We start from the raw sequence: 20,924 nt of genomic DNA on the forward strand, positions 1-20,924 counted from the left end.
CTTTTTTTAGAGTGACAGCGCTTCGTTTGTTAGTTTTTCTATCTCTGCGCCATAAATTAGGGCAGCAGATGCCGCATCAATGAGGGTTCGCCGAGCATTTAACAGCTCTTGTCTAGCCGATACATAATCAAGATATCCATATCGACCTTTTTGATAGGCGTCTTGAGTATCTTCCAGTGCATCTTCAAGCATTGGGATAACCGACTGCTTTAATGAATTAGCTGTTAATATGGCTTGTTTTCTATTGGAGTATGCTCGTAGTAAGTGATTTCTAAACCTCAACTTAGTCGCCTCTTTCTCTATGGCAACTTGGTCACGCTCTGCTAGCGCACTAGCGATTGCACCAGAATTTCGCTTTTCAGCAAACAAAGGTAAGCTAAAGCCAGCGACCAGTGCCGTATCATTGGCTTCTTGAGAGCGCCTAACACCAACAGACCATTTGATATTGGCCGTTGACTCTGTTTTAGCTAACTGTATTTCAGCCTCTTTTAGTCGCTGTTCACTTGCATAGATTTGAATAGCAGGGTTCTTCTCTAACTTCGCAAAAAGGCTGTTAAAGTCACTATCATTGCCAAACTGAAAAAGATCCCCTTGTACTTCAGAGAAGGTTACAGAGTTTTCCCCCCAGTAGGCTGCTAATGAGAGCTTCAAATATTCCAAGCGCTTTTGTTCAGATTGAAGGGTGAGGTTAGCCTGAGCAATAACTGCTTTTGAGCGTTTCACTTCAGCCTCAGGAGTAGCACCTGCGCGGTTACGCTGAGATACAATCTCTAACGTTTCTTGTGCTAAGCTCAAAGCATTTTCTGCCAATATAACTCTTTGTTGGGCTGCAAGTACTTCCACGTACTTCTCAGTGACTTGAGCCATTAAATTAAGCGCAGAGACTTCTTTCTCAGCATTGAGTAGTGCTCTTGATTTTGAAACAAGTCCAATCCGCGCTGAGCGTTTATCTCCCATTTCGATAACCGAAGATAGAGCGACTGTTAATTCAGCACTGTCGAATGCATTAAATTCACCTGAGCCTGCAAAGTTCTCAGCTTCAACTTCTAGTTCATAAGCAGGATTTAAACTTGCTGTTTGTTCTTGTCCTGTTAATGCGGTTTGTTTGAAATCAAATATTTTGAGTTCAGGATTTTGTTTAAGCGTCCACTGAATTGCCTCTTGAAGATTTAACTGCTTTTCAAAGGCATAAACATTAAATGTAAAAAGTGACAACGCGAGAAACGCGATATATTTAAGCCGAGGTGTTACACACCTCAAAATTGCTATCTTGCGATGCACACAGGTATTAAGTGCCATGTATACTTTCCTATAAATTTATATGTTTTTTTCGGTCATTAACATTTGACCTTTCATAATTTTCTATAAAATTTAGGCGTATTTAGGTGGGCGGAATGGCACCGAGATATAGCCTTTTAGCTCAGGAGAAACTAAGGCGTAGGTAAGGAAATATTCTATTGCTTGGAAAATGTTACAGGAAGAATCAGCATTTAAAAATAAGTGACAACAGCAACAAAAATTACAATTATCAATTGAAGAGTTGCTATTATTCACCTCAAGCATATTGGAGTCTTCTGGAGCTTTTAGCGGGGTAATAGACTTAGTTAGTGATGAACTAAAAGAACTTTCACTTAAGTTTATTTCAAGCTCTTCTAGCGAAAAAAACACAGACTGCACCGCGATTAAAATCATTATCACGTATGATATATTTGATTTGATATACGATGAGTGCATTATTTTCATTTCTCTGCTTAATACTTTAGCTGTAAGATGCGGCGAGCACCGTTTAAAACGACAAGAGCAATTATCAAACCAATCACTAAATCTGGATAACGACTGCTTGTTGCTGTAACTAATAAGCCAGCTAAAATTACACCAACGTTTGCGATAACGTCATTTGCGGAAAAAATCCAACTCGCTTTCATATGAGCGCCGTCTTCTTTGTTGCCAAATATCAAAAACAGACAAGCAACGTTAGCGATTAGTGCTATTCCACCAAATATCATCATTAAAGAAGAGATCGGTTCACTACCGTAAACAAAGCGTCTTACGACTTCGCTCAAAGCACCTAGCGCTAGAATAACTTGAAGCACACCAGATATATGTGCTGCTCTAAGTTTCATGCTAATACTTTTACCTACGGCATAAATAGCTAAACCATACACAGCAGCATCAGCAAACATATCTAATGAGTCTGCAATTAGGCCAGCAGACTGTGCAATAATCCCAGCAATTACTTCTATAAAAAACATGACTCCATTAATGGCTAACAACCATTTTAGGGTTGATGCTTCTTTCATCTCATTTTTTTGGGCTAAGTCTTTTGCTTTTGCAGCTTCTGTACTGCAACTTTGTTTAGTTGACTCTAACTCTGCACCGAGTTTAAGTTGTTGTAACTTTTTTGTTATCTCATCTAAATTTTCATCATGAAAAACTTTGACTAAGCGATTAGGAATATCAAACTGCAATCCAACTGAAGGCTGAATTGAGTCAAGAGCTAATCTGATCAATCTCTCTTCTGAAGGACAGTCCATTTGAGGCACTTTATATGTACTGACAAACGCGCCACTATAGTTATCTAATTGTGTATCAATTTTTACGTCTTCGTTGGTAGGAGATGATTGACACTGACCACTACATTTTTCTGACATATTTAACATTCCGAAACAATATTAAAATAAGTATAAAATCTATAGTGGCTATAGAGTCAAATAAAAAGTTATTTAATTTGAAAAGATTGGGAAGTAACTCAAATAGCTATTCCAAGAAAATAATTGTTGGGGGGTAGTGACAGCAAACACTGCTAACATTATTTGGACTGCCCGTTTTATACCGATGTTTATCAAAGATAAAAAATAGAAGAGCTATCTAGATAGAATAAATTAACCGATGATCCTAATTCCACATTAAAGTCGCGTTGGTGTGTTACTAATTGTACAGAGGATCTAAAACAAGATTTAAATTTAAAAGTAAGAGCAACGACTATATTGTTGGAACACTTGTCATGAGATACGCTAAGCCTAATGTCCGGTTTCGTATCAAAGTGAATTTTAGCTGAAGTAATTTTGTACCATCGTTTACGACTGCTTCAGGCTCAAATCTGACGAAGATTTCCTAGTACTCACCCAATCTGGCTTGATGAGAAATAATCTCAAACATTATGCGTAGCCACATATTCGCTCAACTTGAGCGGGATCTTATAAAAGCCAGAACCACAGAAGGTCGTGAAGAGGCTAAAGCTAAAGGCAAACACATGGGCAGATTGCCTGCTTTATCAGACAAACAAGCGAAAGAATTATATAAAGATAAATTAAATGGTGAATCGATCTCTGCATTAGCGAAGAAATATTCTGTTAGCCGCCCCACGGTTCACCGAATTATTGAAAGAATGGAACAAAAGAAATAATAAATAAAAGGAGACGTTATGTGGTCTGATAAAGAATCAAAAATTGATTTCTTAAATTTTAATGAAACGGCTGAGTCAATAAAAGATCTTATAACAGAAAAGGAGTTAATGCCTATTAGTATAGGCGTTTTTGGTGATTGGGGCGCTGGAAAATCGACGATTCTTGAACTTACTAAGGCTTCTCTGGAAAGTGATGAACAAGAATATATCCAAGTACATTTCGATGCATGGACTTTCCAAGGGTATGATGACGCTAAAGCGGCGTTACTAGAAACAATTGCATCTACTTTAGTTAAAAAAGCAGCAGACGATAAAAATCTCAGTGCAAAAGCAAAAGAGTTTGCTGGACGAATAGATAAGATCAGACTGATGGGATTGCTAATGGATGGTGGTGCAGCATTAGCTGGTATACCAACTATGGGTGGTATACAGAAGATCATGGGACTATTCAGTGGTGGTGACGATGGTGAACTGGATGTTGATGATGTAAAAGGTGCTGTCGATGGCGCTAAGGATGTCGCGAAGAAAAACAAAGGTTTGATCAAAGATAATAAATCATTTTCACCTCCTAAAGAAATTAAAGAATTCCGAAAAGCATATTCTGATCTGTTAAAGGAGTTTGATAAGCCACTTATTGTCTATGTCGATAATTTAGATCGCTGCTCTCCATTTAATGCTATTTCGACCCTTGAGGCGATCAGGTTATTTCTATTTTTACCCAATACTGCATTTGTTATTGCCGCCGATGAGGACATGATCCGCTTGGCAGTGCCTGAGTATCACAAAGGTGCATCTCAACGACATCAAACTGATTATTTAGACAAGCTTATTCAAATTCCTGTGCATGTACCAAGACCCGGCGTTCTGGAGATAAGGGCATATTTAATGATGCTTACTGCTCAAGATCACGGCGTTACCGATGCGCAATTAGAAACGATAAGATGTGCCCTTGAAGAGTCATTAAGGCTGTCGTGGAAACAACCACAAATTACCGTTGACGAGCTACTTCAAGATCACGAGATTGAAAAGCATTCCGAACTCAGAAGTAAATTTGTGGTTGCTGAACAGTTAGCTCCACTATTAGCTGAATCCACAAACATTAACGGCAACCCTCGCATAGTTAAGCGATTACTCAATCAGGTTAAGATGAGAAAGAAAACCGCTCATCGCAGAGGAATGCAGCTTGATGAAAAAACTATCACTAAGCTGGTAATTTTTGAGAGGTGCTTAGGCACTCAGGCTACCAACAAGCTTTATGAATTAATTGATAAGGAAAACGGATATCCAAAAGTATTAGCGGATCTTGAAAATTCAGAAGTCGAATTTGACGAAATTAATTTACCTGAAGAGTGGAAACTCGACCTAGCTTTTATTGATAAATGGTCGAAATTACCTCCCATGTTCACTGAAATGGATTTGACACCAGCGGCATATCTGAGCAGAGAAAGCATTCCAATGGGGGCTGTTAATTCGGTAATGTCTGGAGCCGCTCAAAAACTCGTAGAAGAATTAATGAAGCAAAAGGTAAGGGTCAGTGGCGTTAACTCTACTGCGATTACCACAACTCCGAAGGAAGAATACATGTCAGTCATGGATGGTTTGATTGAAAACTTTAAGTTGATTGGTGATTGGACCGAAAGACCAACAGGCATTTATGGGGCTGTGTTACTTGCCAAGCAGGATGATAAATGTAGCTTAAGTCTTCTTACATTTTTAAAAAGCTTGCCCCGCCAAAGATGGCTTAATCCAATTTTAAAAGAACTAGAGGGAACTAAGTAATATGGGTACGTCCGCATCGTCAACAGGACCAAATAATAAGAGTCCACTTATTCCATCTTGGGCAGAGCAAGGAGATCCTGTCACAATAGAACCTGCATCAGGTACTGATGGGGATGAGCAAGCTGGCTCTGATAATAATCAAGCTGATGATCAGAATGACAATAGCAATGATATTGACAATGACAAGGTTCAACAAGAAATCGGTGGTTCACCTACAGCAACACCGCCTCCAAATAGGTTTGCCAGTGCCAGAAGAGCATTTGGTAAATATGCGCAAACAGGTGGCTCAACCTCAGATCTAAGGCGTTCATTAAAAAGTTACTCTAGAAAAGGCTCTGGCGGAGGTAAAAGCACAAGCAGGAGACTATCAAGCGGCATAACTGCTGGTTCTGGATTGCTTGGTGTCATGCGTGGCGACACCGTAACGGTTAATAATCAAAGCTTATCATTAGGTGATCTAACTGGGCTATCGACTGATCAAGCAATCGACAAAATTGCTAGCCATTTAGCGCCTGATAATGCCGATTCGGATGCTGTAAGAGTTGCGTTGGATTACGCACTAGAAGAAGCACTCCCCGATACAGAAGAATTTGACCCAAACAGTTTTACTGACGAAGTTATCCAAGAAGCCATAGGCTGTTATTTAACAGACCTTATTTTTCAGGATGTGGTTGAAGGCATGGGCAGAGCTTGGTTTCATGTTGAGCCAGCAAGCAAGCATCATCAAATGGAAGTTGAATTAAGGGAACTAATAAAAGTGATTACACAAGAGCAGTTAGACAAAGTAACTAATGGCAACCCCAGTACTATTAGCAAAGAAAATATTACTAAAATTCAAGCCGATGCTATTGCTATGACGGTTGATGAATGGGAGAGCTTTAATGACTAATTTTTACTTTAACCATGACCCTGCTAACTTGCCTGACTTTTCTGATGATTGTCATCCTGTCCAAATGTTTCATACGCATCAAAATGACATCACTAAGCACAGCTTGGTGTCAAAACAACTACTACAAACAGTTCGTGATTTAGGATTGAATGTAGATGCTGATTCAATAGATCTGATAACAATTGCTACCGCCGTTACCGCTGCTGATACATTTGAATTAAGGGATAATGCAGAAAATGCATGGGCTAGAAAAATGCATTTGCATGTTCCTGTAACTGATGAGGATATGTGGAATTTTGTAGAACCTGAACTGAGTTCTTTGCTCAACTTTCTTACAGGCGATCAATGGCTGTTTACTTTTGAAAAAACAACTATGCCGATGCCGACTCCTAAAACAAGTGAGCAAGCGAAAGCAAAAGCAAAATCATTAATTGGACTCAACTCTGTTTGCCTTTTTTCTGGTGGTCTTGATAGCGCAGTTGGTGCAATTGATATTTTGAACGGAGAATCAGATTTAAAGCCTCTCTTGGTTAGTCACGCTTATCGTGGTGATGGCGCTAAGCAAGAAGACATTAAGCAATTATTATCCCCGCCATTCGGCGAATTGTCCTATTCAATGTCTCCCCATATTATTAAGCACTTAGAAGGTAAAACTGACATTAGTATGAGGGGAAGAAGCTTTAACTTCCTAGCTATGGCGGTACTTGGTATATCAGCCTTAAGAAATGCTAATTGCGATAGCAGTATTGAAACTATTGTCGTCCCAGAGAATGGCTATATTTCTATAAATCCGCCGCTTACCAGAAGACGGATTGGTAGCCATAGCACTAGAACTACTCATCCTAATTTTCTAAGCAGGCTTGAATCTTTGCTTAGAGACACTGGGTTTCATGTCAAATTTGTAAACCCCTATCAATTCAAAACTAAAGGTGAAATGTTAGCGGAATGTGTTGATCAAGACGCAATTAGAAAAGCAGTTCCCCTAAGTGTTTCATGCAGTCATTGGCACAGAGAACATAAACAGTGTGGGCATTGTGTACCTTGCCTTATTCGAAGAGCGTCAGTTTTTCATGCTGGTTTTACACAAGATGCGCCATACAAGACAAAGCGGTTGAGAGATCTTATCAAAGAAAAAGATACTCGCGATGATCTCCAAGCGGTTCAAACTGCCATTATTAGATTGAAACAATCCGATAACTATCGTTCTTGGCTTCGAAGTTCAGGGCCAATACCACAAGAAAAAGATATACGAGAAAAATTAGAATCAACTATTAAGCGAGGATTGGCAGAGGTTGAATTATTTCTCCAAGCGGATAAATCGTCATGATGGATCTTCATTGCCACGTTGATTTATATCCAGATCATCAAGAGGTATTGAACGACATAAAAAGCAGTAATTATTACGTGCTATCAGTAACTACGGTGCCTTCAGCTTTTGAAGGTACTGTCCAGTTAACAAGTGGCATAAAACACTGTAAGACGGCCTTGGGGCTTCACCCTCAACTTGCTCATCTAAGAAAAAATGAATTAGCACTATTCGATAAGCTAGTTGATAGAACTAGATATATTGGAGAAATTGGACTGGATGGCTCAAAAGGTTACGCTGATTACTTTGATGATCAATTAGAGGTTTTCACGCATATTCTAAAAAAATGTGAAGGCTTTGATGACAAAATACTAACTATCCATAGTCTTAACGCGACTGGTGAAGTTCTTGAACAACTTAAGTTACATCCCAATGCTGGTACTTCTATTCTTCATTGGTTTTTAGGTACTAAGAAGCAAGTTCTAGAAGCCGTCGAGCTAGGCTGTTTCTTCTCTATTGGGCCAGCCATGCTAACTTCAGCCAGAGCTAAAAAAGTAATATCGTGGATACCTCAAGATAGAGTTCTACTCGAAACTGATGGACCTTTCGCCAAAGTGGCGGGGAATATTCTGTTTCCTTCAAGTGTTGGCACTGTTACTGAATATCTGGCTGAAATTTGGTGTAAAAATAAGGCTTTGATAATAGAAAAATTGTCAGTAAATCTTAGGTGTTTAACATCAGTCAAGTAACTAATTATACGTCACGTAATCTTATAACAATTTTATTCAGGTTTAATCGGTTTGTTTGAAGTATTTGTATTAGCTATAGCACTCAGTATGGACGCGTTTGCAGTATCCATAGGCTTAGGTTCTAAAAAAGTAGTAAATGCTGAAAAGCTCTTTATTAAAGCCGCTGCTTATTTTGGTTTTTTCCAAGGCTTTATGCCTCTTTTAGGCTATTACAGCGGTAAAGGTTTATCATCTTGGATTGAAGATTATGCACCTTGGATAGCTTTTATTTTGCTAGTATTTATCGGTGGCAAAATGATTTATGAGTCCCAATCTGAAGGAATTGAAGAAGATATTGCTAATGTTACTCATCGTGTGCTATTTGTTCTTGCTATTGCCACCAGTATTGATGCAATGGCGGCAGGTTATGCAATCACATTGCTTGAGGTAGATATAGCCGTAGCTTGCTTGATAATAGGCGTCACGACGTTTGCCTTTAGCTGGATTGGTGTGAATATCGGCGAAAGAAGTGGCGTATGGCTGGAATCTAAAGCTGAACTATTTGGTGGTTTAGTGTTAATCGCAATCGCATTTAAGATATTACTTGGTTGACACAGAACCACCGAATACTAGGCTACTTACCTGAGCAACATGCATTGCCTTCTTGAATAGGAGGACACTTAACTGTTCCATAAGAGCAATAAACGCAACAATCACCTTTTAACGGTTTAAGTAGTGCTTTACAGCTTTCGCATTCGTAATACCATTGGCAAGCGTTTGTAGGCATGGTTTCAACTTTGCTAAATCCACATTCAGGGCAAGTGATTTTAGATTCTAGTTCTATACCTTGCATACTGGTTCCTTAATGGGCTTAACAATATCTAAAATAGACATTACGACCATCCAAATGATCCCAAAGTAAAATAAGTAAGTGCTCCAGTCGTATTGCCATAAAGGATAAAGGGTCAGCAATACTGCAATTGGGCCAATGACACTTAAAACGCCTCTCAATGAATCTCGATGTTGATACCAATTATAGAAATTAACTAACAACGCTAGTGAAGCAAATAATGGCAATAAGGTGTTCACCGCTATCCCTTCAAAATGTGAAAGAAAACCTAACCCAAGAGCAGATGCCAATGAGCCGAGTGCAGGAAAACATGCTGTGCAGCTAAGGGCGGCTAGCCAAACGCCACCAGAACCTACTTTATCTAGAATTTTATTGATCATAACTATCTACCTCAATTTTTAAGGTAGTATAAACTCCGTACATAAGTACGGGGTCAATAGCTATTTAAGTGAATTTATTACCGGGCAGGATTGAGGGTCTTGATTGGCCTTGCAAGAATCTGTCATATCTTGAATTACTTTCTCTAATCGCTGTAAATCAGCAATTTTATTACGAATGAGATTAAGTTTTTGCAACCCCATCGACTCAATATCAGCGCAACTGTCACTTAGTGACATAAGCGATTCAATTTCTTTCAGCGTAAACCCTAATGCTTTAGCTTTCAGAATAAATTTGAGTTGACTGGTAAGGGCATCGCCATACATTCTGTAACCAGACTCTGGTTTTAAAGGTTGCTCTATCAGACCTTGGCGCTCATAGAAACGGATTGTTTCAATGCTAATGTTAAGTTCTTTAGCAAGTTTACCTATGGTTTTCATTTACATACTCTTCAATCAACAAGTGCCATTATAGTAATATTCAAAATTGACCTTAAAGTAGAAGAAATAATTTTCTCAATTATTACGTTATCTATTGGATGTTATCGGTCACGGTTTTGTAATTGCTAACCGTGACGATTAATATTCAGTATACTAACGTACTTCATCAGTACGGTGCGCAGCACGTAATAGGCTTATTATGTCCTCTGTGTCAATGTTCTCATCCACTAATGCTTGTTGCAGAAGTACACTAACTTCAGGAGATGGAGACAAGTTTTCGAGCTTCATATTTGCTAAAGCTTGCTTGAGCGTGTGTGGATTTTTTATTTTCACTAATTATGGCCTTAAGCTTGCGTATTCAAAAAAACTCCAAAACTAGAATTGAAATCTACTATAGGTTTTGTTTGCCGCCAAATAATAACCTTTCAACGGTTACTATTTTGTACTCCTATCAAAAGTAACCTCTCATAGGTTACTTTTTCAAAAACTCAATCGTAATCACCACTTCTTAGCATTTGAACTGGAGAGTCTATGACCCTCACTCTATACTATAACTACTCAGGGCGAACTATAGAGGTTTACGATGAATAAGAATCTTGCATTCAAGTACCCAAAACTTAGTGACGTTCTCGACTCATTAGAATCCGATACTACAAGCTTTGACTATGCCGTTTCGGAAGGTAACGAGTCTGATGATGATGAAATTACATTTGAGACTCATCCCTTTTATTCGCAGGTTGGTGATCTAGGAGATCTTGAGATCCCCGATTCAGATATTTACTAATTAATATCGCCGTCTTTTAGTTGGCTTTGTAGCTTTTGAATTTCTAATAACAGTGCCTGATTCTCTGCATCTTTTTGCTCTGCGCTTTCTATCGCTTTTTGCCTTTCTAGCTCAAGGCGAGTTTTGTCTGATTCTAGTTCGTTAATCTTTAAAGACTTTTTAAATGAATCAGTTTGTTGCATAGTTCTTTTACGACTCGAAATATAGTCTTCTAGAGAGCCTGCGCTGCGGTGGGTCATTTCCCTTTCCATCTGAAGTGCAATTGCAGTTTCATTAGCACTAAAGCCTAACTCTAATGCAGCGTCCAAATGTTTATCAAGACTATCTCCGGAAAATTTATGGCGTAATGAATAAATCGATTTACCTTTAGGCCAGCCAAGTTCTGTGGTGATTTCACTGAAGATCTTGCTGATATTCTCAGCGGTTAATGGTTGAAAGCTGTTGGGGTCTAAGAATAAATGACCTTCATAGTTGCCAGTATCAATGTTGGTGAGAAACTCTTCCAAATCATTCTCAATGAAATTCCTGACAGCGAGCACTGTAGAGAACCTAAAGCTCACTGGCATAGTATTTCCTTGCTTAGCCAGCTTTGGAACAATTGATAAACTATCTTGCTTGTTGAGGAAGAACTCTCTTTCGATGATTTCTTTAGAAAATTGAAGCCTACGATAGCTACTAACAGAAATCGGGCGGCTACCCGTTTCATTCATGATCTGCGCAATTAGCAATAGTGACGCTCGCTCATAGCCCTCATATTCATTAATTATGTAATTGTTAAGTTCTTCTAGCTCATACTCACTTGCATCTTTTCTGTTTCGGCTTCTGGTATCACAATCTCTAAATAATTCTGGATATAGTGAATTATTGTTTGGCTTTTCATTTCTAGATACGGCGATTTCCTTCAAAAGTAATGATGATGTTATCTGATATGAAAACTTATTGGCCGGATCAAAACCAAGAATATTTGGGTGATATGTACCTTGCTTTTGTACCCAATGATAAAAGTTATAGATTGGCATCAAAAAGTCGCTATTGACCGTCTGTTTAGCAACGTTTTCATCACCTCGATATCGTGAATCTGTTGTCGTTTCTTTCAAGCAGAACGTCCTAAATTCCCTCATGCGAGAGTCATTCATTTCAAGCCAGCTTATTTTATGTTTACCAGAGTTCAAAAATTTAAATAATCGTCTGATAGCCTTTCGATAAGTGCGTATAGTTTTGGGGTTTCTATCCAGCTCAATGATAAAATCTGTAGGTGCCCAAAGAACCTCTCCGTTGATATCTTGGTAAACATAGTGGTCTTGACGATCATAGTGTACTTTTGTTTCAGTAATACCGTTACTCATCTGAAACCTCCAACTTTAGTGGAACACCATGATGCCTATTAGCGCTAAACTCTGCGGCATCAACCGTATTGACTAGTTGATTCCTATTACCGATAAATAACATCGACTCTCTAGATGCGTTTATACATGTGTAAAGCCATGATTTATCAATCAAATAGAAATTATCCAAAATAACTAAGGAATGAGTAAATTGATTCCCCTGAACTTTGTGCACCGTAATTGCATAACAAAGCGCAATACTTTCAATATCATCTAATGACAAATCAATACAATCACCACCAATGTCTATCTTCATCCAACACTCACGCCCATATGCAACGACAGGCTTTTCGTATACTTCTACTATGTTTGCTAACGTACCAACCGATACATCAATAAACTTATTAGATTTGGCAAAAATAATTGGCTCCCCCGCGTAGAAAACAGATTCACCAATTTCTAGCTTTGCTACTTTTTTCCGGTCAAAACGAATCCGCTGAACTTGAGAATTTATGTCATCGCATAACTGAGGATTCGAACAAATGATCTTAGGTACATCACTTAACATTGAAGTCAATTCGAACCAAATATTGATTGTAATGGTACTAAGCATCTCGTGAGATTTATCTTTAGTATGGTACATACTTAGGCTTTGTTCTTTTGACACGTCAAATGCGGTAATAGCATCGAATACTGATGATGCAGTATTATTAAATAAAGAGTTAGAGATCCGTTGGATATCTGAATTCGATGTCGAACCGTAGACTTCAAAAAGCCCTGTAATCGCATCATGTTTTAAGTCAGCAGCCTGTTTGAGAAAAGCTCCCGGACCAATTGGTGGCAATTTGTATTTATCGCCAATAAAACAAATGTGAGCATTAAGAGGAACAACCTTTAATAGTTTATATAACGTTAACATATCAACTGAATTTGAATTTTCTATCAGTATAAGTGCTCCTGACAATGCGCCTTTTAGGTTTCGCTTTTTTGCCTGTGAAATGAAGCGATTAATAGATTCTCCCTTTAAATTAGGCAGTATATTGTCTCCATTACAAACAACTGAATTAACTCTCCAAACGTTAATACCATTATTAAGGCATACATCAATGATGATCTGGGATAGCAAAGACTTTCCTGTACCAGCTTCTCCTACAATAAAAGAAACAGGTCGATTAAAGGCATTACCTAATGCCTGTAACTGAAGAGAATTTAGTTCAACACTGTGGTGATCTAATATTGATAACGTTTCGTCAAACGCCAACGAATTCGTATCAAATAGCTGCTTTATCTTAGATAAACGCCTGTGAAGTAATGCATTAATTGCCTTTTCAATCGCCTGATGACCTAAGATTTGTATAGTGTCATTTTGTTTGTTGAAACAAAGTGTCTGAAAAGCACAGTCTTCAATTTCATTAAGTTCAAGCCCAATGCCTGCTTCAATCAGTTCAGCTTTGACTTCATTAGCAGGTAACGCCATATCACCGTTATTGCTATGTGCTGAATAAAGTAGTGATTCAACAAATGAAATAGCTCTACGCTTATCGTTTAAATTGATATCAAAGTTAGCTCTTACTTTTTTGTCTAGTGACTTCCATGTCCGCTTTGCAGCATTTACAGATGTTATAGGATAGAGCAGATATGGATTCTTTTTTATCAAGCTAATTGCGTCACGGCCTAGTAGTTGACGAGTACTTTCAACATACTCAACTGGTAATTTGTGTCGTTCAAAAAATAGATTTAATTCACTTTCACCAACAGCCTTAGCCCAACCATCACAAAGATTTTGAGCCATAACTGGTGAGATTTTTAGCTTTTTACAGTTAGATAACTTTTTAGCTGAGTAACTTTGTAAAACTGCAAATAAATCTTCACCAAAAGCGAGATTAAGTTTCTTCGTCCAATAGCTATTTATACCGACAAAATGGGCGTTGTAGATAAGGAAATCACAAAGTACCTCAGTTGAAATTTCTGCGTTGGGGGGCAGCTTTAAAGCCTCATCTACAATGAACTGTGAGCCATATTCCTTATCAAAGGAATAATCACCAGTCGCTCTCCAGATTTCTCCTGTTTGCGGGATTGACGTAATCGCACCGAATTCAGCCTTAACGACTATTTTTTCACGTGCAACCTTTAATAAAAATATAGATGAGATACCACGTTTATCTTGTGTATAGTGCCGAACTAAAGTGACTACGCCTATTAATTGCTTAACTTCTTCGTTAAACGATATATTATTTATTTGCATCACACGTCACCAACATCCATGTATAGCTTTGGAATATACCGACCTGTTGCCAACAAAAACTGTTCCGAAGCAAGATCTAGTTGAATAGAGTTAAGCTGAGTCTCTAATGCCTTAACTTTCAATTCAAGCTCATTATTGGAAACCGTGTTTTCTAAATCTTCTTTTGCTGAATTTTCTTCTACCACATCATCAGGTTGCTCAATCTCCAGCCCTTTTTGTTCTTGTACTAGCTTTTCTATTGGACCATCAGGCGCAAATATCTTTTGTAGATCTTCATTTGTATCAAGTGTTGATTTAGGCACATTATGCATCTTGAAAATTTGAATCTTGTTAACCCGACCTTGATACAAAGGGATAACAGGCGAAGTATTTACCCAATCTGCTATCTTTTTAGCATTCTGTTTACCGATATCCTGAGAAGATTTTCTGCGCTTATTCACCATGATTTACTTCCCCGGAAAATCAATAATAGAGGTTCTTTCGTCAGCATTTTCGTAGTCGATACCATGTTCGTCTAAAAGCTTTTTCAGCTTTGTATTTTCGATGCTAAGCTGCTTGCTCTTTAGATCAGACTGCTTAAGTTGTTTTTTCTTCAGATCAAGCTGGGATTTTATAGACAAACGTACACTTTCAATCTGGTTCTCTAGCGTGCAGTTTTCTTCTTCCAAGTGTTTGTTAGTCACTCGAAGTTCAATTAACTCGTATGCCAGCCCTTGGTGATTAGCTTTAGATATTTTCAGCTCTTCCTCTAGCTCTTGTAGGGCGTTCTTTTCTTTAGTGTTGGCTTGCAGCTTGGCCTTAAACTTCAGCCTTTCCCAAAGGTTAAGTTTATTTTTATCGCCATAAATTTTTAATTTTAAGCTCGTGGGTATAGCATCTAAAGACTTTGCAGACGTTGTATATGGCGGAATATCATATTGCTTAACAACTTCCTTACTATTTTGTTTACCGTTCCAATTTCTAAGTCCTGTAGGGCTGGTAGGAAAGAATTCAAGGACATATTTTCCTTTGTCATCAACTTGTTTATTACCTTGAACCAATACAAAAGGGATGCCTTCGTTTGCCCACTTTTCAAGTATTTCTACTTTTCGTTCAATACGCTCAAAGGCTTCTTTTTGTTGAGGATCTTGGTTTTGATTTGTCTTAGCCATTAGGTTGCCCCCCTTTGAAAATACTCTTACTTCTTTCCATTGCGCGTTCATGGCTTTCTATCAAAATAGATAAGTTATCGCTTTGCTCCTTTGCTCGCATACGTTCAATAGGAAGCATTGAAAAATCAGTTAGGACAGCCTTTAGCGCAATTAAGTCTTCTTTCATTATGTTTAGTTGAGTTCGTTTTACTTCTTGGTATGCACAGCCCTTACAAACAGATGGCTCACAAGGAGACTTATGCTTTTTAGCTTCATTCTCTTTTTTATGGCAAGTTGCGTGTGGTTTAGGTTTGTGTTTGTGGCCTCTAGCATCAAGAACTTGAGCAATTTCATTACTTTTTTCTTCGTCAGGTAATTCGCTAAAGTCTTTCCCATATTTATCTTTTGTATAGTTATTGAACCTGACACTCTTTTGTAAAACCCGGTAAACCTTTTTCAAATAAGATGTATATTTGCCAGCCATCTCTTCGGTGCCCATGAGCAAAGTCAGAATGTCTTTTGCCGTTGTTTCAACGCCTACTTCAGCAATGATTTTATCTAGAGCGTTATTTTCTTCTTTTATCGCAATAGTAGATTCTGCTTTCTCATTTCGAGTCAGTTTAGTTTTATGATGAAGTTGCTCATGTGTTTCTCTTGCTGCTGGCTCTGTCACATACACCGTTGTTTGTTCGGGATCGATATGACCTAGTTGATGACACAAGGCCAGTAAGTCTGCATTTTTATATTGATAGTGATAAATTATTGCGTAGATGCGTCTGAAAGGGTGGGTATCAGAGTGTATTTCAGATTCACCCAAAGTCATTTTTAGGAATGCATTGCCAGTGACCTTTGAGTCTTTGCCCTTGTTAAAGTGATATTTATAGTGTTTGAAGTTTCCATGATCATCAATTCGAAAACTTGGTACATTAAACAAGCCGTCAACATCAACAGCTCCCCATGCTTGTTTCAGTTTAATTAAGCACTTGATTGCTTTAGTGCTGCCATTATTGGTTGTGTACCAGCGGCGTTCACCATTTTTCTCGTTATAAAAGCACGCTTGATACCAATTAAATTTTTTATCTTTGCAGCGGAAGAATTCTTCCGTAATACCAATCAGTGGGTGCTGGATTTCTGCTTGTCTTCTTGCGTTATAAGTTTGCAATATGACATAACAAGAGGTCATCAATAACGTTATTATCTCGGTTACAGAGGACGCATCAGAATCAGTGTCTGAAGTTGTTAAACTTGATTTGTGAATTTCTATGCCGATTAGTTTCTCTAGCTCCTTAACCTTACTAGAACTTGCTAAAAATTCAGGAAATCTACCCTCAGTGAGTGTTCTTGGGCGCACCCCTTCGTTAATACACTTATTTTTTAATTTAGTAATTTCACTTACCAATGAAATTATTTTAGATGAATATTCATATACCCACAGATGAGAGCCGCCCAATAAATTTATGACATGTTGCAGATCCAAGTTCCTTGTTCTACCCGCAACTTTACCAAGCATCTTAGAAAGCTGATTAGGGTTAGTAAAAGGAATAAATTGCAATCTATCCTCGTTGTCTAACTTTGCAAATCTGTTCCAAGTACCAAACCAATTATTTAATGATTTAACGGCTGGTTGCGAAGGGGCAGGAGTTCCTTTGGATGCTAAACGAATATCGAATTTAACACCCTTTGATTTTAGGTGTTCGGTTACTTTTTGGTAAACACTAGTTGGAACTTGATTTTCAAGACTGACTGCCCCGATACATTGGGCAATTTTAGGCACTCTTATACTCGTTACTTTAGAGTTTTCGGTATTACCGTCTTTGATTAAAAATGGCTCTAATTCGTCATTCTCGATTAACAAATCGACAAATGAGTTAACTCGTTCATGCAAGGCTAGTGTAGTTGGGATACCGCCTTCTTTGAGCGTTACCTTCATCTTATCAATTTGCTTTTGATTTACTCCATTTAAAACAAGATGACCATGTAAGCACATATATTCAATGAATTGCGCTGCAACGTTGAGTTGTGACATTACCCCTGTTTTTACAAATGTTGGTGTATGCTTGGCCCTGTTTGCATAAATATCGACGATTTCAATGAGCGCCTTGGCGTAGTCAGGATAAACCAATATAGGCACTGGGTGCTGCCATCCCGCAGCACCGGGAACCCATATATCTCGTAGATCTACAGATCCTTTTTGCAGCAGCGTTTCATTAGCTTTTGCTCCAGTGATCTTCGCATGATAATGTAAAACAGTACCGTCAATAGCGAGTTTTTCATCTGTAACTTGTAACAGTTTTGCATTTTCTAAAAGTAGATCATCATGCTCTTCCAGTATATCTTCTGGCTTTATATCTTTTAAGAATTGGTACTTAAGATTACTGTTCATTTTCTAATCTCCCTTTAGCATCTTTGAACATTAGAGGATTGGATAACTCTACATATTTCACTAATCCAAACGTAAATCGCATGTCCGGTGCAATATACTCCTCAAAATATTCTCTACCATGCTTTGCCAATAACACCTCTCCACGTGCAATGTAATAAGCTTGATGTCGCAGTGTTTGTACAAATTCATCAACACCCAGTTCAACGCGATTGAACTCACATCCTTCTCCTGTATGGCACTTTCGACCTTTACAGAGGCTATCTTGCTTAGACTTGTCAACAGAAGCAAAGATATCTGTACAAGATGAGCCGTCTGCTAAAACGAACCAATTTGGCAGATCCTCTTTATGCTTCGCTGGTGCTACGATTAAATCTTCGTCAATATTGCTGCGATCTAGGCCGTACTTCTCTATTGATGCTTCTTTGTGTCTAAACTGAACCGTTGTCTCAAATTTTCGCTGGAAGTCTGCATTATTGGCTTCATATTCAATCACTGCTATAGGGTGAGTTAGATAACCAGAAGTTACCTTACTGGTTGCATGATTCCGTTCTCGTTGTGAGTTAACTAAGCTACCGTCGATACCTTTCCGAAGATTTATCTGATGCTTAGCTAGCAACTCCATGCGAAAAAATGGAAGGGTGTAGTGTTCACGTAATCTGTCTAAAATATCTGCTGACAGGAAATTTAATTTTGTCGAACCCGGAGTATCCCAAATACTTTCTGGTTTAAAGCCCATTCGTACCATGTTGGCATGATGTTGAGTAAGAAAACTAACCACCTCACGAATTTCTTTTTCATGCGATTCAATCGTAACAGGCGAAGTCTCTTTACCTACTTTTCCTTTGAATCCTGCAAGAACAAAAGCACCTTCTGATAATTGCTCTGGAAAATTTGCACGAGTCAATGTTGCTATTACATCTTTATTCCAAGTTGTTCTGATCACTAATCTTATAAAGCACACAAGCAGAATATTTTTAGGCAAAAATAAACCTGACCAGAAAAATTCTTTCATACCAGTAGCAGTATTTCGAAACCAATGCTGCACATATGGTGGAATTAACTCTGACTTTTGTAGGCAGTAAGTGGTTTTCATTACCCCTATTGATAGTTGATGCCTTAGGTAGGCTCCCATTACCAATTCACTAGTAAATTCCTTTTTAATCGCGCTTACTCGTGATTTTAGGGCTTTCCTACCGTCTTCAATTTGGTTGTCTTTAACTAGCGTTGTAACTGTTTCTGGAATATCTTTGATATAGAAGCCGTTTACGTCTTTTTCCGTGTATTTGTCAAAAGTGGCTATAAGTTGCTTGTAGTATTCAACCTCTTTCTTACATGCATTCAGTATCTGGTTTATTGGCTTTTCAAAATGCTCCTGTACATTTTTACGAAGCTCAGATAGTGACTGATGCTGGTTAAGGATAGGGCTAGGTAAGACGTCTCCATTTTCATCGACAGGTTCTATTAATTTTTGCGAATCCAGCTCTTCCGATGCACTGAACCGAGATTTAAATCCACAGTTTTTTATTTCGATTAGATTGTTAATTTTTCCTGCATGTTTACTTAGGAATGTTCTTATAGCTTGGCTTTTAGCTGCCTTTAGTTTTATATCCTGTTTCTCAATGATATCTTCAAGCTGAGCAAAACCTAATCTGAAATCTCTTTGCTCTAATTCAGATATTGGGCTAGTAAGGATATGCCTTACTTGAGCCACCTCAAATGATGTATCAACGATATAGCCTAAAGTTCGCTCTATGTCAGATAAAGACGTGGAAGGCATCGGCGTGGTTGTTGTGTAAGTTTGTAGGTTGTTTAACGCCGTTACTAGCACGCTGTTCAGTTTTAATAAGGGCTTTAATTTAGTCAGGTTAAATTTAACGGTAACATTACTCTTTTTGCCGTTAGTTTTGGAATAACCTTGAAAAGCCATTGTTTTAATTTTTTCTCTTGGGTTAATAGTCGAATCAATCTCAAAATCTTTTAGTAACCTTCCATTTTGAGTAGGGGTTTCGCATAAGATCAGGAAATCGCGAATGAGTTTTAGTTTTTCGTGCTTTTCGTCAGGGAAGTGATTGGTGATCAATAACTCTAGCTCTATTAAACCCTTGGAAACATTATAAGTAATCAAGTCTTCGGGCTTTTTAGCAATAAGTAATCGAGCGTGATTATAGCCTTCTTTTTGAATCAGCATTAGGACTTCTACTAGCTCTTTTATCATATCGCTATCATTAGGGATAACAGTTGAGTCAGTCTCAAGCTTGTTTAGGCTGCATTCACCAACACTTCCAGATGGTAAAATAGATCCGAGTATGAAAGTGTCAATTCTGTGATCTACGCCCGAACAATTTACGGTATATTGTGGCTTAAATTTTAATTGGCCTGAGCTGTTGAAGTTGGTTTTGAAGAGGTCTTTTGCTTTTTTTAGCTCAGGAGCAGTTAGTCCATGATCAAATAGTTTCTGTCTAAATAGTGTACTTAGCTGATTCAACTTTCTGTTTGGCAATGCCTTATGTAAATTTTTCTCAAAATCGATTAGCGCTTCGTTAATGTTATCTGGCGTTAATTGGCTTAATGGAGAGTTAAGTAATGTTTTTATTTGAGAATTTTTAGGCCACTGGTCAATTTCACGTAACAATTTCTTAAAGCTAACAATTACAGAATACTCAAAAGGAGTTTCTTTTGAAGTGCTTTCTAAGTTGATTAAAAGATTGTGTAAAACCGAATCCATTACAAATAGATTTGGAAAGGTATCGGGATCAATAATGGTAAACTTGATTTTGTTTTTCAAACCAATGGTAAAAAGGTCAATGTTAGGGTTTTTCTTAAAGTCTACATTTGTTGATAATAGTGTTTGATAAGCCAATTCTGTCGCATTAAAACCATTTTCTATGGGGTCACTGAATGACTTAAAAAAACTTCTGACTAATGTGCTGTAGTTCTTGGCCCTGCTTAAAGGAAAGTGATTAATTATCACTAGCTCAATTGACTTGTAACCTTTGATTAGATCTTTGATGGTTATAGTCACTGGGTTACTTACTAATAAATGGACCAAGGCTTGATGTTCTGCTTCATTTTCATCTATCAGTTGTAGTAATTTTGATATCGCCAATCGTAAATTGTAATGTGCTAGAGATGATGTGTTTTCATTTTCATCATCCCATTTTGAGTTGATTAAACAATGTTGTAAAAAGCTGCCTTTTGGGGCTAAGCTTTCGAAAATTGGGTTGTCGATGTTAAGAATGCACTTATTTTTATAATTTTTCATGGTCTGACTTAAGTATACC

General features: G+C 38.0%; 19 protein-coding genes. 7 read left to right on the forward strand and 12 right to left on the reverse strand.

Annotated features, from left to right (window positions below):
- Positions 1-6 precede the first annotated feature (6 nt).
- Both J8Z25_RS03460 and J8Z25_RS03465 read right to left on the reverse strand, forming a co-directional pair.
- Positions 7-1,299 (reverse strand): TolC family protein, encoded by a 1,293-nt coding sequence (locus J8Z25_RS03460; RefSeq protein WP_013465882.1) that lies wholly within the window; start codon positions 1,297-1,299, stop codon positions 7-9.
- Between the two features lie 452 nt (positions 1,300-1,751).
- Positions 1,752-2,651, reverse strand: coding sequence for a cation efflux transmembrane domain-containing protein (locus J8Z25_RS03465; protein WP_013465880.1), 900 nt, complete (start codon positions 2,649-2,651; stop codon positions 1,752-1,754).
- Between the two features lie 509 nt (positions 2,652-3,160).
- On the opposite strand from J8Z25_RS03465, the gene J8Z25_RS03470 reads away from it, so the two are divergent.
- Genes J8Z25_RS03470 through J8Z25_RS03495 form a run of 6 tightly spaced genes read left to right on the forward strand, consistent with a single transcriptional unit; the run spans position 3,161 to position 8,720 of the window.
- Positions 3,161-3,406 (forward strand): helix-turn-helix domain-containing protein, encoded by a 246-nt coding sequence (locus tag J8Z25_RS03470; RefSeq protein WP_016899212.1) that lies wholly within the window; start codon positions 3,161-3,163, stop codon positions 3,404-3,406.
- A gap of 18 nt (positions 3,407-3,424) precedes the next feature.
- Positions 3,425-5,185, forward strand: coding sequence for a KAP family P-loop NTPase fold protein (locus J8Z25_RS03475; RefSeq protein WP_024596196.1), 1,761 nt, complete (start codon positions 3,425-3,427; stop codon positions 5,183-5,185).
- A 1-nt stretch (position 5,186) separates the two neighbouring features.
- The gene (locus J8Z25_RS03480) at positions 5,187-6,074 is read left to right on the forward strand and encodes a Qat anti-phage system associated protein QatB (protein ID WP_008109702.1); all 888 of its coding nucleotides are present in this window, start codon (positions 5,187-5,189) and stop codon (positions 6,072-6,074) included.
- Entirely contained in the window at positions 6,067-7,401 is a 1,335-nt protein-coding gene (gene qatC / locus J8Z25_RS03485) for a Qat anti-phage system QueC-like protein QatC (RefSeq protein WP_008109704.1), read from the forward strand. The genes J8Z25_RS03480 and qatC overlap by 8 nt, the downstream gene beginning before the upstream one ends.
- Positions 7,398-8,129, forward strand: a complete 732-nt coding sequence (gene qatD / locus J8Z25_RS03490) for a Qat anti-phage system TatD family nuclease QatD (RefSeq protein WP_008109706.1) — start codon at positions 7,398-7,400, stop codon at positions 8,127-8,129. Before qatC ends, qatD begins: the two co-directional genes overlap by 4 nt.
- A gap of 51 nt (positions 8,130-8,180) precedes the next feature.
- A complete protein-coding gene (locus J8Z25_RS03495; protein WP_008109708.1) occupies positions 8,181-8,720 on the forward strand; it encodes a manganese efflux pump MntP in 540 nt (179 codons plus the stop codon).
- A gap of 22 nt (positions 8,721-8,742) precedes the next feature.
- On the opposite strand, the gene J8Z25_RS03500 is transcribed toward J8Z25_RS03495, so the two are convergent.
- The 4 genes from J8Z25_RS03500 to J8Z25_RS03515 form a co-directional block, all read right to left on the reverse strand.
- The gene (locus J8Z25_RS03500) at positions 8,743-8,961 is read right to left on the reverse strand and encodes a GDCCVxC domain-containing (seleno)protein (protein WP_008109710.1); all 219 of its coding nucleotides are present in this window, start codon (positions 8,959-8,961) and stop codon (positions 8,743-8,745) included.
- The gene (merC, locus tag J8Z25_RS03505; RefSeq protein ID WP_008109712.1) at positions 8,949-9,338 is read right to left on the reverse strand and encodes an organomercurial transporter MerC; all 390 of its coding nucleotides are present in this window, start codon (positions 9,336-9,338) and stop codon (positions 8,949-8,951) included. The genes J8Z25_RS03500 and merC overlap by 13 nt, the downstream gene beginning before the upstream one ends.
- Before the next feature lie 60 nt (positions 9,339-9,398).
- Complete coding sequence (locus J8Z25_RS03510; protein WP_182761200.1) at positions 9,399-9,776, reverse strand: MerR family transcriptional regulator; 378 nt, start codon at positions 9,774-9,776, stop codon at positions 9,399-9,401.
- Between the two features lie 153 nt (positions 9,777-9,929).
- Positions 9,930-10,109: a hypothetical protein gene (locus J8Z25_RS03515; protein WP_182761199.1), complete on the reverse strand. Its 180-nt coding sequence runs from the start codon at positions 10,107-10,109 to the stop codon at positions 9,930-9,932.
- A gap of 250 nt (positions 10,110-10,359) precedes the next feature.
- On the opposite strand from J8Z25_RS03515, the gene J8Z25_RS03520 reads away from it, so the two are divergent.
- Complete coding sequence (locus J8Z25_RS03520) at positions 10,360-10,560, forward strand: hypothetical protein (protein WP_182761198.1); 201 nt, start codon at positions 10,360-10,362, stop codon at positions 10,558-10,560.
- Here J8Z25_RS03520 and J8Z25_RS03525 read toward each other — a convergent pair.
- The 6 genes from J8Z25_RS03525 to J8Z25_RS03550 are packed head-to-tail and all read right to left on the reverse strand — an operon-like array spanning position 10,557 to position 20,905.
- Positions 10,557-11,906, reverse strand: a complete 1,350-nt coding sequence (locus J8Z25_RS03525) for a site-specific integrase (RefSeq protein ID WP_250661681.1) — start codon at positions 11,904-11,906, stop codon at positions 10,557-10,559. The two genes, J8Z25_RS03520 and J8Z25_RS03525, sit on opposite strands and share 4 nt — an antisense overlap.
- A complete protein-coding gene (locus J8Z25_RS03530; protein ID WP_250662010.1) occupies positions 11,899-14,130 on the reverse strand; it encodes an AAA family ATPase in 2,232 nt (743 codons plus the stop codon). The genes J8Z25_RS03525 and J8Z25_RS03530 overlap by 8 nt, the downstream gene beginning before the upstream one ends.
- Entirely contained in the window at positions 14,130-14,573 is a 444-nt protein-coding gene (locus J8Z25_RS03535; protein ID WP_220497001.1) for a hypothetical protein, read from the reverse strand. The genes J8Z25_RS03530 and J8Z25_RS03535 overlap by 1 nt, the downstream gene beginning before the upstream one ends.
- Before the next feature lie 3 nt (positions 14,574-14,576).
- Positions 14,577-15,281 (reverse strand): hypothetical protein, encoded by a 705-nt coding sequence (locus J8Z25_RS03540; RefSeq protein WP_182761195.1) that lies wholly within the window; start codon positions 15,279-15,281, stop codon positions 14,577-14,579.
- A complete protein-coding gene (locus tag J8Z25_RS03545) occupies positions 15,274-17,643 on the reverse strand; it encodes a hypothetical protein (RefSeq protein WP_182761194.1) in 2,370 nt (789 codons plus the stop codon). The genes J8Z25_RS03540 and J8Z25_RS03545 overlap by 8 nt, the downstream gene beginning before the upstream one ends.
- A complete protein-coding gene (locus J8Z25_RS03550) occupies positions 17,633-20,905 on the reverse strand; it encodes a hypothetical protein (RefSeq protein ID WP_182761193.1) in 3,273 nt (1,090 codons plus the stop codon). The genes J8Z25_RS03545 and J8Z25_RS03550 overlap by 11 nt, the downstream gene beginning before the upstream one ends.
- Between the last annotated feature and the right edge of the window lie 19 nt (positions 20,906-20,924).

This window comes from Pseudoalteromonas sp. SCSIO 43101, from assembly GCF_023650775.1.
Lineage (GTDB): Bacteria > Pseudomonadota > Gammaproteobacteria > Enterobacterales > Alteromonadaceae > Pseudoalteromonas > Pseudoalteromonas apostichopi.

Coding starts and splice junctions, on each gene's coding strand:
- J8Z25_RS03460 (WP_013465882.1), bottom strand. CDS start 1,299: ATGGCACTTAATACCTGTGTGCATCGCAAGATAGCAATTTTGAGGTGT.
- J8Z25_RS03465 (WP_013465880.1), bottom strand. CDS start 2,651: ATGTCAGAAAAATGTAGTGGTCAGTGTCAATCATCTCCTACCAACGAA.
- J8Z25_RS03470 (WP_016899212.1), top strand. CDS start 3,161: ATGCGTAGCCACATATTCGCTCAACTTGAGCGGGATCTTATAAAAGCC.
- J8Z25_RS03475 (WP_024596196.1), top strand. CDS start 3,425: ATGTGGTCTGATAAAGAATCAAAAATTGATTTCTTAAATTTTAATGAA.
- J8Z25_RS03480 (WP_008109702.1), top strand. CDS start 5,187: ATGGGTACGTCCGCATCGTCAACAGGACCAAATAATAAGAGTCCACTT.
- qatC (WP_008109704.1), top strand. CDS start 6,067: ATGACTAATTTTTACTTTAACCATGACCCTGCTAACTTGCCTGACTTT.
- qatD (WP_008109706.1), top strand. CDS start 7,398: ATGATGGATCTTCATTGCCACGTTGATTTATATCCAGATCATCAAGAG.
- J8Z25_RS03500 (WP_008109710.1), bottom strand. CDS start 8,961: ATGCAAGGTATAGAACTAGAATCTAAAATCACTTGCCCTGAATGTGGA.
- merC (WP_008109712.1), bottom strand. CDS start 9,338: ATGATCAATAAAATTCTAGATAAAGTAGGTTCTGGTGGCGTTTGGCTA.
- J8Z25_RS03510 (WP_182761200.1), bottom strand. CDS start 9,776: ATGAAAACCATAGGTAAACTTGCTAAAGAACTTAACATTAGCATTGAA.
- J8Z25_RS03520 (WP_182761198.1), top strand. CDS start 10,360: ATGAATAAGAATCTTGCATTCAAGTACCCAAAACTTAGTGACGTTCTC.
- J8Z25_RS03525 (WP_250661681.1), bottom strand. CDS start 11,906: ATGAGTAACGGTATTACTGAAACAAAAGTACACTATGATCGTCAAGAC.
- J8Z25_RS03530 (WP_250662010.1), bottom strand. CDS start 14,130: ATGCAAATAAATAATATATCGTTTAACGAAGAAGTTAAGCAATTAATA.
- J8Z25_RS03535 (WP_220497001.1), bottom strand. CDS start 14,573: ATGGTGAATAAGCGCAGAAAATCTTCTCAGGATATCGGTAAACAGAAT.
- J8Z25_RS03540 (WP_182761195.1), bottom strand. CDS start 15,281: ATGGCTAAGACAAATCAAAACCAAGATCCTCAACAAAAAGAAGCCTTT.
- J8Z25_RS03545 (WP_182761194.1), bottom strand. CDS start 17,643: ATGAACAGTAATCTTAAGTACCAATTCTTAAAAGATATAAAGCCAGAA.
- J8Z25_RS03550 (WP_182761193.1), bottom strand. CDS start 20,905: ATGAAAAATTATAAAAATAAGTGCATTCTTAACATCGACAACCCAATT.